Here is a 13,811-nt window from a genome sequence, read left to right on the forward strand (position 1 = left end):
CGGACGGAAGGTCGAAGGACAGCATGGCGCAGGGTTCTGTGAAGTGGTTCAACGCGGAGAAGGGGTACGGGTTCATCGCCCAGGACGGCGGCGGCGCCGACGTCTTCGTGCACTACTCCGCGATCCAGTCCAACGGGTACCGGTCTCTCGAGGAGGCCCAGCGGGTCGAGTTCGAGATCACGCAGGGTCCCAAGGGTCCGCAGGCGGAAGCAGTCGTGCCGCTCTGACGTAACTCGTGAGAAGGCCGCCCTCCCTCCGGGGAGGGCGGCCTTTTCGCGTGGCGTGGCGGGTCAGGTCGCCGGGTCGGGGGCCGGGGTCGCCAGCGGGGCCGCCGTGCCCGCGAACGCCGCCGCGTCCGCGCCGGCCAGGAGGGTGGCGGGCACCGCCAGGGTGCGCAGGGCGCGCCCCAGACGCGGGTCCCGCAGATCCGGGCGCTCGACGACGTCGCGGGTCCCCAGGGGGCTCTGTGCGGCCTCCTGGGCACCCTCGTGCGGACCTTCCGCCCGGGCGTCGTCCCGGACGCCGTCGCGGGTGCCCTCCGGGGCGTCGGACCCGTCGTCGTGCGCCGGCTCCTCGGGCAGCTCGCGGACGGCCGCGAGGACCAGGTTGCCGTACCGGCGCCCCTTGAGGATCGCTGGTTCGGCGACGGCGGCGAGCCGGCCCTGCGCCGCGGCGTCGGGCCCGAACGCCTCCGCGAGGCTCGCGACCTCACGGCGCGCGGTGGTCAGCGGCGGCCGGTCGGCGCAGTTCACCAGGAGGACGCCGCCGGGACGCAGCACGCGGTGGGCCTCGGCGGCGAACCCCGTGCCCACCAGGTGGGCCGGCGTGCGGTCGCCCGCGAACACGTCCCGGACCACCACGTCGTAGGAGGCGTCGCGGGCGGTGGACAGGGCGCGCCCCGCGTCGTCGGCGCGCAGGCGCAGCAGGGGCGAGCGCGGCAGCGCGAACCACTCGCGCACGAGCTCCAGGAGGCGGGGGTCGAGGTCGACGCCGAGCTGGCGGGAGCCGGGCCGCTCGTGCTCCACGTGCCGTGCGAAGGCGCTGCCGGCGGCCCCGAGGTGCAGCACCCGCAGCGGCCCGGGCGGCAGGAGGGCCACGAACGCGGCCATCTGCTGCATGTACTCGAAGTCGAGAAAACCGGGGTCGGCGAGATCGAGGCTGGAGCTCGGCACTCCGTTGACGTGCAGCGTCACCCGCTGCGGGAAGTCGGGGTCGGGCACCACCTCGGCGGTGCCGGTGCTGATCGGCACGGGGCCGACGGGCAGCTCGGCGGGGAGTGTCAGTGGTGCGGAGGAGGATGGGCGGCGTCGGGCGGAGCGGCGGGCCATGAGGACAGTGTCTCCCGGACCCGCGGTGCGCTTGACAGGATAGAACGTATGTTCGATAGTGTCGCACAAGGGGTTCGATCGGAGGTTCGAGATGGGCACCATGCAGTCTCAGAGCGGGCGGGACGTGGTCTCGGCACGCATGCTCGTGCCACGCGCCGTCCCGCCGGGCGTCAGCGCCCTGCTGCGCAAGGCGGACGCGGAGCTCGCCGAGGCCGCGCGTGCGGCCGACCCGGGCGACCGGTTCGTGCACGCGCACCTCGCGGCCATCCGGTCGGCCGCGGCCGTCGTGGCCCTGCGGGGTCGCCCGTCGGCGCGCTCCGGCGCGCGGACGGTGTGGGACATGCTCGCGCACGCCGAGCCGGACCTCGCGGCCTGGTCGGGCTACTTCGCCTCCGGCGCGCCCCTGCGGGCCGCGGTGGACGCAGGCCGTCCGGAGCGGGTCGAGCCCGCACGGGCGGACGAGCTGCTCGCGTGCGCCGAGGACTTCCGGGACGAGGTGGCGATGCTCGTGGACCCGCAGACGGGGTTCGCGACGCAGCGCCTGTCCCTGGTGCCCGAGGCGTCCTGACCGGCGCCGGCGGGTGCCGGCAGACAAGCACTGGGCAAGAGCGGGAACGGAGCACGTTCGTGAGCAAGGGGCCGCGGTCAGCGGCGGCGAGGCGGGACTGGGGGTCGGACGAGTCCGGCTGCTCCGTGCTGCACCTGGACATGGACGCGTTCTTCGCGTCCTGCGAGCTGGCGCGGCGGCCGGAGCTGCGCGGCCTGCCGGTCATCGTGGGCGGGCAGGAGCGCGGCGTCGTGCTGGCCGCCACGTACGAGGCGCGCGCGTTCGGCGTCCGGTCCGCGATGCCGATGACGCGGGCGCGTCTGCTGTGCCCGCAGGCCGTCGTGGTCCGGCCCGACCACGACCTGTACCGCGACGTGTCCCGCTCGGTCATGGGCATGCTGCAGGAGGTCACGCCGCTCGTGGAGCAGATCAGCGTGGACGAGGCCTTCCTGGACGTCAGCGGCGCCCGGCGGCGCCTGGGCCCGCCCACCGTGATCGGCGCCGAGCTGCGCCGCCGCATCGAGGAGGAGCACGGCGTCACGGCCTCGGTCGGCATCGCCCGGAACAAGTTCGTGGCCAAGCTGGCCTCCACGCACGCCAAGCCCGACGGCCTGATGCTCGTCCCGGTGGACGCCACCGTCGACTTCCTGCACACGCTGCCCGTCGGCGCCCTGTGGGGCGTGGGGGAGAAGACCGAGAAGTCGCTCGCCGCGTGGGGGATCACGACGGTCGCGGAGCTGGCCCGCACGGACCTGCCGAGCCTGCAGACGGCCGTCGGCCGGGTCAGCGGCGCGCACCTGCACGACCTCTCCTGGGGTCGCGACCCGCGCCCTGTCGTCCCCGAGCAGCGCGAGCACAGCATCGGCGCGGAGACCACCTTCGGCACCGACCAGGACGACACCGAGGCGGTGAACCGCCGGGTGCTGGAGCTGTCCGACCGGGTGGCGGCGCGGCTGCGGCACCAGGGTGTGCTGGCCCGCACCGTGTCGGTGAAGGTGCGCTCCAGCGACTTCGCGACGTTCACCCGGTCGCGAACGCTGGACGGGCCCACGGACGTCGCCCGGGACATCTACCTCGTGGCGCGGGAGCTCGTCGCGGCGGTCGATCTGGGCGGCCTCCCGGTGCGGCTGGTCGGCGTGCGGGGTGAAAACCTGCGGGAACGCGACGGTTCCGCCCAGCAGCCGACCCTCGAGGAAGCGGTCGATCCACGCTCCGGAGCGCAGCGCGAGGCGGAGCTCGCGCTCGACGCGGTGCGTGAGAAGTTCGGGAAAACGGCGATCGACCTGGGTGTACATCGCAAGAACGGCACGCATCTTTACTGATCTGCCCCTATAGTCATGGGTATGCCCGGGATGTCGACTACCACCGACGGCCGGGTCGTCCTATCCTGGAAGGGACACTGTTCCTTTGCGAGATCCGGGGGTCTCGATGCCTCTGTCCGAGTACGAGCAGCGGGTGCTGGAGCAGATGGAGCGTGCTCTGACGTCAGACGACCCGCGGCTGGCGAACACGCTCCAGTCCACAGGTCGCGGTAACGCGCTCCGTTATGTGCTGTCCGGGGCCGGCGTAGTCGTCGGCCTGCTTCTTCTTGTCGTCGGTGCAGCGACGTCGCGTACGTGGCTCGGGGCCATCGGCTTCGTGCTGATGTTCGCGGGTGTGGTCTTCGCGTTCCTCGGACCGCGCAAGAAGCAGCAGGAGGGTCCGGTCGGCGTCGTCGGCGAAGACGGCACCGTCCAGCCCTCGCACGGGGGAGCACGCAAGGCCCGCAAGCGGCAGGGTGGTGGCGGTCGTTCCGGCTTCCTCGCCCGCCTCGAAGAGCGCTGGGAGAACCGGCGCAACCAGGGCGGCCGCTAGCCGGCCAACCGTTCCCGGTGGTCCTGACCGGACGACCGGCACATGACAGGAGCCGGGCCCCGAGGGGCCCGGCTCCTGTCTGTGTGATGCGGGTCAGGGCTTGCGGGTCAGCGCCTCCGTGAGCTCCGCCGTCACCGTGGCCGTGAGCTCCTCGAGCTCGGCGGCCGTGGGCGGCGTCGAGTCGCGGGCGTAGCGCTCGTCCTCGGCGGCGTCGGCCAGGGCGGTGAGCCGTTCGGCGACGTCGTCGGGCAGGGGCGCGCCCGTCCTGGCGCGTACCTGGTCCGCGATGACCTCCGGCGCCCGGCGCAGCGTGACCGACGGGCCGAGCCGCACCTCCCGCTCGGCGAGCAGCGCCAGGACGCGGGCCCAGGCCCGCTCGGGGTCGAGCTCCTCGACCTCCGTCCGGCGGCGCAGCAGCAGCCACGCGGCGCCGCCGAGCACCCCGAGGGCGACGACGATCGCGACCACCCAGGCCCAGCCCGGCAGGGTCTGGTCGGACATCTGGCTGCCCGACGACGCGTCGTCGGCGGCACCCTGCTCCGACTGCTCGGGGCGCTGGGACGGCTGCTGCGGGGGCACCTCGTTGGCGCGTGACGGCGTGGGTGAGGCGCTGGGCGCGCTGCCCGTGCCCGGGTTCGCGTACGAGGGCAGCGGGCCGGTCTGGACCTGCGGCGTCGGCTCGAAGCGGACCCAGCCGACCGACGGGAAGTAGATCTCGGGCCAGGCGTGCGAGTCCTGGCCCGTGACCCGGTAGCTGCCCTCGCCGTCGGGCCGGCCGGGCAGCCAGCCGACGCCGATCCGGGCCGGGATGTCGAGGCTGCGGGCCATGACCATCATCGAGAGGGCGTACTGCGTGCAGTACCCCTCCTTGTTCTGCAGGAAGTCCCAGACGGTGTCCGACGAGCCCCGGTAGTCGGCGTCCGGGTTGTACACGAACCCGGCGCCCGAGCGCAGGTGATTCTGGAGCGCGACCACCGCGTCGAACCGGGTGGGTGCGTCGCCGGCGATCTCCTGGGCGTAGGCGGCGATGTCGTCCCGGTGCTCGGTGTCCGGCACCTCCGTGTAGCCGGCCGACCGGGGGTCGCCCGAGGTGGGCGTGGCCCGCAGCAGCTCGGGGGTGAGCCCGCGGTCGACGATCTCGACGGTGTACGGCGCACCCTGCTCGGTGCCGTCGCCGCTGCGCACCTCGTCCCGCAGCGGGTCGTAGGCCCACTGGCCCCGGACGTCGACGGTGCGCGGCTCCAGCGGCAGCGGCAGCTCCGCGCCGTCGAGCTGCCCGATCCGCAGGTCCATCCGGCGGCGTTCGCCGTCGGCGCCCTCGCCGGGCGGCGCGAGGACCGTCGACGGGTCGAACTCGGACAGGCCGCCGGTGGGCACGTTGCGGTTGGTCTGGACGCCGTCGAACGCCGTGAGCGTCATGACGCGCAGGGGGCCGGACGTCTCGCCCTCGGCCATCGTGTACGTCAGCACGGTGTTGGAGGACCGAGCGCTCAGCGGCTGGCGCATGTCCAGCTCGGAGGACAGCTCCACCGTGTCGGACGGCGTGGAGATGAGCTGGTTCCACGTCCCGGCCAGCGCCGGCAGCGCCGCCATGCCGGTCGCGACGCCGAGCGAGGTGGCGGCGACCGCCACCGACGTCAGGGCCGTGATCCCGGAGCGGAACCGCTGCGCCCGGCGCACCGCCGCGGAGTCGGCGTCGCTGCGCCGGCCCGGGGTCAGCCCCACCGGGTCGACGGTGAGCAGCAGGAGCATCGCGGTGACGCTGATGACGAAGACCTGCCACTGCACGTCCCCGATGAGTGTCAGCGACGGCGTCCACAGGAGCAGGAGCGGTACCCCGGCGAAGCCCGGCATGCGGGCGCCGGCGAGGGAGTCCACCACGAGCAGCACCAGCAGCGTGCCGCCCACGGCGACCATGCTGATGGCCGGGCCGGGGTCGACGGGCGCCACCTGCGTGCTCATCAGCTCGGTGGCCTGGCGGAACCGTTCGAGGGCCTGCTCGACGGAGTCCGGCCCCACGAACGGCTCGAACCGCTGGCCCGGTCCGCCGTAGCGGGCCAGGACGAACCAGACGGCGACCACGAGGCCCGCCGTCGTCGCGAAGAACGAGGCGCTTCCGGCCGCGCGGTCGGCGGCCCGGTCCGCGCTCGGGCCCTGGCCCGCCGCCCGGCGGGCGGCGGCGCGGTCGACGGCGTTGCGCAGCAGCAGGTACCGCACGACGCACGTGGTGGCCGAGACGAGCACGATGCCGGTGGTGCCGGCCGTGAGCCAGGGTCCGGGGTCGATGACGAGCGTGAGCGCGTGCATGGACGCGATCACGGCGATCGCGACGAGCACGCCGGACGCGACGGTGCGGACCAGCGGGCCGCGGTGGGCGGGGATCACGGCGCACGCTCCGCGAGCAGGGCCCAGGCGCGCTCCGGGTCGGTGCGGGCCTCGCAGGTGCTGACGTGCCAGCCGGAGGCGCGCAGCTCGGCGGCCGTCTGGTCCAGCTCGTGCTGGAACCCGGCGCCACGCGGCGCCACCAGCAGCCCCCAGCAGGTGCCCTCGGCGCCGAGCGCGGCGAGGTCGTGCCGCGCGTCGGGCCCCTGCGGGCCGAGCACGGCCACGACGATCTCGCCCGGGACACGGGCGAGCCGGAGCGCTCGCGCGGTGGTGCTCGTCGCGTGCTGCCCCTCCGACGCGCCGCGGTGCCCGCGGATGTCGACGCAGGCGTCCAGCAGCGCGGACCGGCTGGCACGGGTGGTGGCGAACCGGACGCCGTCCACGCTGGGCGCCACGCTGGTGGTCACCAGGCGGGCCGGGTGGCCGGCGTCGAGGAACGAGGTGGCGATCGACGCGGCGAGCTCGACGGCCCACTCGCCGTCGTCCACCGCCGCCGGACGGCGCAGGCTGCCGGACTCCTGCCAGTGGGGCAGCAGCGAGCGGTCGAGCAGGACGGTCACGGGGCGCACGCCGGCGCTCTCGTCGGCGCGGACCATGAGCTGGCCGCGGCGTGCGGCGCTCGCCCAGTGGACGCGGCGCGGGTCGTCGCCCGCGACGTACTCGCGCAGCACCGAGTCGTCGGTGGACTGCAGGCGCGCGCCCGTGGCGGAGTGGTCGACGTCGCCCACCGACCGGGTGCGGACGGCGAGCTCGACGGTGCGGGGCCACACCGGGACGTGCGTGGCCCTGCCGAGGGGCTGGGTGGCGCGGACCAGACCGAACACGTCGGTCCGGGTGGTCAGCAGCGGGCCCAGCGACCAGCGCCCGCGGCGCATCGGCGTGAGCGAGTAGTGGACGGTGATCCGGTCGGCCCGCGCGGAGACCCGGGCGCGGATGCCCTGGTGCCCGGCGAGCTCGTGCGCCGCCTGCTCGGACAGGCGCAGGCGGGACAGCCGCTCGTACGCCGCGCCCGAGGCCTGGTGCGCGGCGACGAGGAGGCTCACGTCCGCCGTCCGGTCGCGCACCACGGGGTTGGGCGCGACGGACCGCGTCACGTGCAGGGCGCCCCGGCCGGACTCCAGCCGCTGGGTGCCGATCACCAGCCAGGCCACGGCCACGGCGATGAGCGCCGCGGCGCCGAGGCCCACCAGGTCGGGCAGGGTGAGCACCAGCCCGAGCGGGATCAGCACCCCGCCCACGCAGGCCGCCCCGATGCCGCGGGGGGTGAGCCGGACCCGGCTGATCCGTGCGAGCGTGTCACGCCACTTCATGACCGTGCCGCCCCGGCCGCTCAGAACTGGCGCCGGTCGGCGGGCTCGAGCGCCGGCACCGGGATGCGCTGCACGATCTCGTCGACGACCGTCTCGGGGGTCACGCCGCCGAGACGCGCCTCGGTGGTGAGGATGAGGCGGTGGGCCAGCACGGGCCGGGCGAGCCGCTGGATGTCGTCGGGCAGCACGTGGTCGCGGCCCGCCATGGCGGCGATCGCCTTGGCGGCGCGCAGGAGCTGGAGCGAGGCCCGCGGGGAGGCGCCCAGCCGCAGGCCGGGGTGCTCACGCGTGGCGCCGACGAGCCCCACCACGTACCGCTTGACCGAGGGGGAGGCGTACAGCGACCGGACGAGCTGCGCGAACCGCAGCAGCGTGTGCCCGTCGGTCACGGCCTCCAGGTGCGCCAGCGGCGTGCTGGCCTCCTGCCGGTCGAGCATGAGCATCTCGGCGTCGATGTCCGGGTACCCCACGGTGATGCGGGCCATGAACCGGTCCCGCTGCGCCTCGGGCAGCGGGTACGTGCCCTCCATCTCCACCGGGTTCTGGGTGGCGACCACGAGGAACGGCCGGGGGAGCTGGTGGGTGGTGCCGTCGACGGTGGTCTGGCCCTCCTCCATGCACTCCAGCAGCGCGGACTGGGTCTTGGGCGAGGCGCGGTTGATCTCGTCGCCGATGACGATGTTGCTGAACACCGGCCCCGGCCGGAACTCGAACTCGTGGCTCCCGGTGCGGAAGATGTTGACGCCGGTGAGGTCGCTCGGCAGCAGGTCGGGCGTGAACTGGATGCGGCCCACGTGGCAGTCGATGCTGCGCGCGACGGCCTTGGCGAGGGTGGTCTTGCCGACGCCGGGCACGTCCTCGACGAGCAGGTGGCCCTCGGCCAGGAGGACGGCGAGGGTGATGTCGGCGAGGCCGGGCCGGCCCGTCACGACGGACTCCACGGCACCCCGGACGCGGGCCATGGTCTCCACGAGCTCGTCGAGCGCACCTGGCCCGGGGACTGCCTGCGGAGCGGGCGCTCCGCCGAACCGAGGATCCGTGAGGCCGGACGTGGCGCGTTCGGTGTGCACTGGGGACCTCCATCGGGCCGGGAGTCAGGCCGGTTTCTCGCGCGTGTACGCGCTGTTCGGAAGCGGGGCGGCTGTCGCTCGCCCCGGCTGGACCAGCCTAGTAGAGATGTAAAGCACTCTGTTGAGTGCATCACGCGGTCTTCACACATCCCAGGGCTTGTTTCGCCCTGGTGAAACGACGTCTCGCCAGGTGACGGACCCGTGCGAGACCGCGGACCAGAGCCGCCTACCGGGACATTCCACGCCACGCCGGACATGAATTTGCTCCACCTGCTCTTTACCTCTTTGACCTGCGCATTGATGGCTGGTGGGCAGTTCTCCCCACGGTTTTTCCGAGTGCGGTGGTGGAAAGTGGAGTAGCGTGGAGTATGCGGGAGCGGAAGGAGGTGTCGGCCCATGACTGCGATGGCAGAAGGTTTCGCAGGTCTGGGTCTGCTCCTCGGCACGTACACCCCGAAGCTCGACGAGAAGGGGCGCCTGATCCTTCCCGCCAAGTTCCGGGGGCGACTGTCCGACGGTCTGGTGATGACCAAAGGGCAGGAGCGGTGCCTCTTTCTTCTGCCGATGGACGAGTTCCAGCAGATCTACACCCAGATCCGGCAGGCGCCGGTGACGAGCAAGGCAGCACGGGACTACACGCGAAACTTCCTGGCGGGAGCGAGCGACGAGGTCCCGGACAAGCAGGGCCGCGTCTCCATCCCGACGCACCTGCGGGCGTACGCCGGTCTCGACCGCGATGTGGTCGTGATCGGGGTGGGAACCCGCGTGGAGGTGTGGGATGCGCAGGCGTGGGCCACATATCAGGAACAGACCGAACCCGACTACATCGACCAGGCCGAGGAGATCTTCCCCGGGCTGAGCTTCTAGGCAGGGCGAGGGGACGGCCGTACGGCCAGGCCTCCTCCCGCAGGATCCGGCGCACTTCCCCGCCGCCGGAACCGTGCGGAGGGAGACCTGACCGGGCGGCCCCCAGCAGGCAGGACCAGCACGGCAGGACCAGCACCACGCAGGAGGGAGACACCGATGAACGCGACCGACGACCGCCCCGGCACCGGCAGTGACGCCGCCGACCGCCACCTCCCGGTGCTGCTCCAGCGCTGCGTCGACCTGCTCGCCCCCGCGCTCGCCGAGCCCGGCTCGGTCCTGGTGGACTGCACGCTGGGCATGGGTGGCCACACCGAGGCCGTGCTGGAACAGCTCCCGGCGGCCCGCGTGATCGGCATCGACCGCGACCCCCAGGCCCTCGCCCTCGCGGGCGAGCGGCTGGCCCGGTTCGGCGACCGGTTCACGCCGGTGCACGCGGTGTACGACGAGATCACCGAGGTGGTCGACGCGCACGCCGGCGGCGCCGTGCAGGGCGTGCTCATGGACCTCGGGGTGTCCTCGCTCCAGCTCGACGAGACCGACCGCGGCTTCGCCTACGCGCAGGACGCCCCGCTCGACATGCGCATGGACTCCACCCAGGAGCTGACGGCGGCCGTCGTGCTCAACACGTACGACGAGCGCGACCTCGCGCGGATCCTGCGGGAGTACGGCGAGGAGCGCTTCGCGGGCAAGATCGCGCGGGCGATCGTCCGGCGTCGGGCCGAGCGGGAGTGGGACCGCAGCGGCGAGCTCGTCGACCTGCTGCGCGCCGTCATCCCCGCCGCGACCCGCAAGACGGGCGGTCACCCGGGCAAGCGCACCTTCCAGGCGCTGCGCATCGAGGTGAACGGCGAGCTCGAGGTGCTCGAGCGGGCCGTACCCGCCGCGATCGAGGCGCTCGCGGTGGACGGCCGCATCGTCGTGGAGTCGTACCAGTCGCTCGAGGACCGGATCGTCAAGCGGGCCATCGCGCAGGGCACCACGTCGTCGGCCCCGCCCGGCCTGCCCGTCGAGCCCGAGACCCACCGGCCCTATCTCGAGGCGCTCACCCGGGGCGCGGAGGAGGCCGACGCCGAGGAGCTGGAGCGCAACCCGCGCTCGGCGTCGGTCCGGCTGCGCGCCGCGCGGCGTCTGCGCCCCACGCCCGAGCACCTGCTGAACCGCACCACCAAGCACCACACAACGAAGGAGGACCGCCGATGAGTGCTACCAACGCCGCGACGGCCCGCGCAGTCCGTCCGGCCGAGCTGCCTCGCACCCGCAGGGCACCGCTGACCGCGATCTCGGGGGGCGCCGCGCAGCGCGGCCGCCGCCTGGACGTGGTCCGTGCGCCGTTGCACGCGAAGAGTCGTGTGCCCTTCTTCGTGCTGTGCGCCACCCTGATGGTCGGCTCGCTCGTGGCGGTGCTGGTGCTCAACACCACGCTCGCGCGCGGCTCCTACGAGATGTCGCAGCTCCAGGGCGACGTGGCGCAGACCGCCCAGGACGTCCAGGTGCTGCAGGAGGACCTGAGCGCGGCCGAGACGGACCTGCCCGCCAAGGCCCGCAGCCTCGGCATGGTGCCGGCGGAGAACCCGACCATGGTCAGTGTCCTTACCGGCAAGGTGGTGAAGGGTACGGACCAGTGACGGGTCCGACGTCGGGCTCGGGCCGGCAGCGCACCCCGTCGGGGCGCGCTGCCGGCCCGCGTTCCGCCCAGCCGCGCCAGGCGAAGGGCAAGGCCCAGCCGCCGAAGGCCCGCTCCACCCAGGCCACGTCCCGGCCCGCGAAGGCTCAGCCCACCAAGACTCAGCCCACCAAGACTCAGCCCACCAAGACTCAGCCGACCAGGGCCCGGCCCACGAAGGCCCAGCCGCGTGCGACCAGCACCCGGCTGGGCCTTCAGGCACCCGGTGCCCCACGCCCGGCGTCCGCCCAGCAGCCGCGCCCCGCGCGGTCGCGGGTGGCCCGGCCGCTGCCGCCCCGGCCGGGCCGGCCGGAGGTACGGCAGCGCTGGCTCGTGGGCATCGCGGCGGTGGTGGTGCTCGTCTTCCTGGTGCGGCTGGTCCACGTGCAGCTCATCGAGGGCCCGAGCCTGGCCGCCAAGGCCGAGGCCGCGCGCACGGCCACCGCGGTGACGCCCGCGCACCGGGGCGACATCACGGACGCGAACGGGGTGGTGCTGGCCACCTCGGTGGACCGGTACACGGTGGTGGGCGACCCGGTCGCGATCGAGGACTTCCGCGGCTCGGGGCGGGTCGACGCCGAGGGCAACAAGGTGCAGGACGGCGCCCTGGGCATCGCCCAGCTCCTCGCGCCGATCCTCGACGAGCCCAAGAACGAGCTGGCGGCCAAGCTCGTGGGCGAGTCCCGCTACAAGGTGCTCGCGAAGAACGTGGTGCCGCAGGTGCAGCGCGCCGTCGCGGACCTGCAGATCCGGGCGTACATCCGGACCGACCTCACCTCGCGGCGCACCTACCCGGCCGGCACGGTCGCGGGCTCGCTGGTCGGCTTCGTGGACGACGAGCAGACCGGGCAGGGCGGCATCGAGGCGGCGTACGACGACCTGCTGGCGGGTACCGCGGGCTCGGACACGTACGAGCGCAGCCTCGACGGCCTGCGCATCCCGGCCGCCGGCCAGGAGTCGGTCCCGGCGGTCCCGGGCGACAGCATCCAGCTCTCGCTGGTGCACGACATCCAGTGGAAGGCCCAGGACTCGATCGACGAGGCCAAGCGGACCACCGGCGCCGAGTACGGCATCGCCATCGTGCAGGACGTGCGCACGGGCGAGATCGTGGCGCTCGCGGACTCGGGTGCGGTGAACCCGAACGACCGGTCGACGTCGGCCGTCGCGGGCGGTTCGCGCGCCGTGAAGGACGTGTTCGACCCGGGCTCGACGGGCAAGGTGATCACCATGGCCGCGGCGCTGGAGGGCGGCTACTGGAACCCGAACAGCAGGTTCACCGTGCCGTACACCTACACGACGCCGAACGGCCAGACCTTCCGTGACTCGCACGAGCACCCCGTGCAGCGGCTGACGCTGACGGGCGTGCTGGCGCAGTCGTCGAACACGGGCACCGTGCAGGCCGGCGAGAAGATCCCGCTGCAGACCCGGCAGGACTACCTGTACAAGTTCGGGTTCGGGGAGCCGACGGGCCTGGGCCTGCCCGGCGAGTCCGTGGGCCTCATGCCGCCCGCCGACGTCGCGGACTGGGACGGTCGCACGCAGTACGCGGTGCTGTTCGGGCAGGGCCTGTCCGTCAACGCGATGCAGGCCACCAGCGTCTTCTCGACGGTGGCGAACGGCGGCGTGCGGATGACGCCGACGCTCTTCGAGGGCTCCACGAGCCCCGACGGCGTCACGACGCCGGCCGGGCGCGAGCCGGGTGAGCGGGTCATCTCGCAGGAGACCGCGGACACCCTGGTCGAGATGATGGAGGCCGTGACCGAGGACGGCGGTACGGGTACCAATGCGGCCGTGCCGGGCTACCGGGTGGCGGGCAAGACCGGTACCGCGCAGATGCCCGCGGGCGGCGGCTGGACGTACATGGCGTCGTTCATCGGCGTCGCGCCTGCCGACGACCCCCGGTACACCGTGGCGGTGTTCCTCAAGAGCCCGCACAGCTCGATCTTCGGCGGTGACGTCGCGGCGCCCGTGTTCAGCGACGTCATGGGCTTCACGCTGCAGAAGATGGACGTGCCGCCGAGCGAGGACCAGAAGCGGCGGCTCAAGACCGAGTGGTGAGGCGACCGTGCGGGTCGCGGGTCAGGAGCCCGCGATCCGCACGGCGGCGCCGAGGGTGGCCGTCAGGATCGACTCGATGGCGAAGCCCGTGGCCGACGCCAGGTCGACGGCCTCCGGGTCGAGCAGCCACTGGAGCTGGAGGCCGTCCATGACGGCGATCACCGCGGCCGCGGCGCGCTCGGGCTCGCCCTCGGGCAGGGTCACGTCCCGCTCGGCGGCCAGCTCGCGCACGGCCTGGGAGATCTCGCCGCGCAGCACGGAGAAGCGCTCGGCGACCCAGGTGGACGCCGGGTGCCCGTCGGTCACGGACTCGCCCGTGAGCACCGCGTAGGCCTGCACGATGCCGCGCCGGTCGGCGTTCAGCCTCGCGGTGGTGACCAGGTGCCGGAACAGCTCCATGCCGCCCGGGATGTGCTTGCCCTCCAGGTGCTGCACGTCCACGCGGTCGCGGTACTCGAGCACCTCCCACAGCAGCTTGTCCTTGCTGCCGAAGTGGTGCAGCACCCCGGCGTGCGTGATGCCCACCTGGGCGGCGACGTCGACGAGCGAGCCCTGGTGGTAGCCCTTGGACCCGAACACGCGCGTGGCGGCGGCGAGGATCTCCTCCCGCCGCTCGTCGCGGGTGGGTCGCTTGGCCTTCGGGGCAGCCTGCCCGGTCGCGTCTGGCATGCCCTCACGATACCGAACTTTGCGGGCTTACTTACCAGTAAGTAAGTGTGGTTGAATGCG

Annotated in this window: 13 protein-coding genes; 8 read left to right on the top strand and 5 right to left on the bottom strand. The window is 73.4% G+C overall.

From position 1 onward, the window contains the following. The first annotated feature begins 23 nt into the window (after positions 1-23). A complete protein-coding gene (locus tag QRN56_RS04305) occupies positions 24-227 on the top strand; it encodes a cold-shock protein (RefSeq protein WP_020016705.1) in 204 nt (67 codons plus the stop codon). 63 nt (positions 228-290) lie between these two features. Here the strand turns inward: QRN56_RS04305 and QRN56_RS04310 are convergent, their stop codons facing one another. Then, on the bottom strand, positions 291-1,250 hold the full coding sequence (locus QRN56_RS04310) for a spermidine synthase (protein ID WP_285101458.1): 960 nt from the start codon (positions 1,248-1,250) through the stop codon (positions 291-293). 178 nt (positions 1,251-1,428) lie between these two features. On the opposite strand from QRN56_RS04310, the gene QRN56_RS04315 reads away from it, so the two are divergent. From QRN56_RS04315 to QRN56_RS04325, 3 genes are all read left to right on the top strand, one after another. Beyond that, the gene (locus tag QRN56_RS04315; RefSeq protein WP_285101459.1) at positions 1,429-1,896 is read left to right on the top strand and encodes an SAV_6107 family HEPN domain-containing protein; all 468 of its coding nucleotides are present in this window, start codon (positions 1,429-1,431) and stop codon (positions 1,894-1,896) included. A 59-nt stretch (positions 1,897-1,955) separates the two neighbouring features. Beyond that, positions 1,956-3,197 (top strand): DNA polymerase IV, encoded by a 1,242-nt coding sequence (locus QRN56_RS04320; protein ID WP_285101460.1) that lies wholly within the window; start codon positions 1,956-1,958, stop codon positions 3,195-3,197. A gap of 106 nt (positions 3,198-3,303) precedes the next feature. Continuing rightward, entirely contained in the window at positions 3,304-3,729 is a 426-nt protein-coding gene (locus QRN56_RS04325) for an SCO2097 family morphological protein (RefSeq protein WP_285101461.1), read from the top strand. 93 nt (positions 3,730-3,822) lie between these two features. On the opposite strand, the gene QRN56_RS04330 is transcribed toward QRN56_RS04325, so the two are convergent. Genes QRN56_RS04330 through QRN56_RS04340 form a run of 3 tightly spaced genes read right to left on the bottom strand, consistent with a single transcriptional unit; the run spans position 3,823 to position 8,494 of the window. Continuing rightward, positions 3,823-6,114 carry a transglutaminaseTgpA domain-containing protein gene (locus tag QRN56_RS04330; protein WP_285101462.1) on the bottom strand — a complete coding sequence of 764 codons (2,292 nt, stop codon included), beginning with the start codon at positions 6,112-6,114 and terminating at the stop codon, positions 3,823-3,825. Next, positions 6,111-7,424: a DUF58 domain-containing protein gene (locus QRN56_RS04335; protein WP_285101463.1), complete on the bottom strand. Its 1,314-nt coding sequence runs from the start codon at positions 7,422-7,424 to the stop codon at positions 6,111-6,113. The genes QRN56_RS04330 and QRN56_RS04335 overlap by 4 nt, the downstream gene beginning before the upstream one ends. 20 nt (positions 7,425-7,444) lie before the next feature. After that, entirely contained in the window at positions 7,445-8,494 is a 1,050-nt protein-coding gene (locus QRN56_RS04340) for an AAA family ATPase (protein ID WP_285101464.1), read from the bottom strand. Positions 8,495-8,890: 396 nt separating this feature from the next. Between QRN56_RS04340 and mraZ the strand changes: the two genes are divergently transcribed. The 4 genes from mraZ (at position 8,891) to QRN56_RS04360 (ending at position 13,082) form a co-directional block, all read left to right on the top strand. Beyond that, positions 8,891-9,361 (top strand): division/cell wall cluster transcriptional repressor MraZ, encoded by a 471-nt coding sequence (mraZ, locus tag QRN56_RS04345; RefSeq protein WP_285101465.1) that lies wholly within the window; start codon positions 8,891-8,893, stop codon positions 9,359-9,361. A 156-nt stretch (positions 9,362-9,517) separates the two neighbouring features. Beyond that, the gene (gene rsmH / locus QRN56_RS04350; RefSeq protein ID WP_285101466.1) at positions 9,518-10,561 is read left to right on the top strand and encodes a 16S rRNA (cytosine(1402)-N(4))-methyltransferase RsmH; all 1,044 of its coding nucleotides are present in this window, start codon (positions 9,518-9,520) and stop codon (positions 10,559-10,561) included. After that, entirely contained in the window at positions 10,558-10,986 is a 429-nt protein-coding gene (gene ftsL / locus QRN56_RS04355; RefSeq protein ID WP_285101467.1) for a cell division protein FtsL, read from the top strand. The genes rsmH and ftsL overlap by 4 nt, the downstream gene beginning before the upstream one ends. Continuing rightward, complete coding sequence (locus QRN56_RS04360) at positions 10,983-13,082, top strand: peptidoglycan D,D-transpeptidase FtsI family protein (RefSeq protein WP_285101468.1); 2,100 nt, start codon at positions 10,983-10,985, stop codon at positions 13,080-13,082. The genes ftsL and QRN56_RS04360 overlap by 4 nt, the downstream gene beginning before the upstream one ends. 21 nt (positions 13,083-13,103) lie before the next feature. On the opposite strand, the gene QRN56_RS04365 is transcribed toward QRN56_RS04360, so the two are convergent. After that, positions 13,104-13,751: a TetR/AcrR family transcriptional regulator gene (locus QRN56_RS04365; protein WP_285101469.1), complete on the bottom strand. Its 648-nt coding sequence runs from the start codon at positions 13,749-13,751 to the stop codon at positions 13,104-13,106. Between the last annotated feature and the right edge of the window lie 60 nt (positions 13,752-13,811).

This window comes from Promicromonospora sp. MEB111 (genome assembly GCF_030209445.1).
Classification (GTDB): domain Bacteria; phylum Actinomycetota; class Actinomycetes; order Actinomycetales; family Cellulomonadaceae; genus Promicromonospora.

Bases quoted from the DNA above. Each gene is read 5' to 3' on its own strand.
- QRN56_RS04305 (WP_020016705.1), top strand. From the start codon at position 24: ATGGCGCAGGGTTCTGTGAAGTGGTTCAACGCGGAGAAGGGGTACGGG.
- QRN56_RS04315 (WP_285101459.1), top strand. From the start codon at position 1,429: ATGCAGTCTCAGAGCGGGCGGGACGTGGTCTCGGCACGCATGCTCGTG.
- QRN56_RS04325 (WP_285101461.1), top strand. From the start codon at position 3,304: ATGCCTCTGTCCGAGTACGAGCAGCGGGTGCTGGAGCAGATGGAGCGT.
- QRN56_RS04335 (WP_285101463.1), bottom strand. From the start codon at position 7,424: ATGAAGTGGCGTGACACGCTCGCACGGATCAGCCGGGTCCGGCTCACC.
- mraZ (WP_285101465.1), top strand. From the start codon at position 8,891: ATGACTGCGATGGCAGAAGGTTTCGCAGGTCTGGGTCTGCTCCTCGGC.
- rsmH (WP_285101466.1), top strand. From the start codon at position 9,518: ATGAACGCGACCGACGACCGCCCCGGCACCGGCAGTGACGCCGCCGAC.
- ftsL (WP_285101467.1), top strand. From the start codon at position 10,558: ATGAGTGCTACCAACGCCGCGACGGCCCGCGCAGTCCGTCCGGCCGAG.
- QRN56_RS04365 (WP_285101469.1), bottom strand. From the start codon at position 13,751: ATGCCAGACGCGACCGGGCAGGCTGCCCCGAAGGCCAAGCGACCCACC.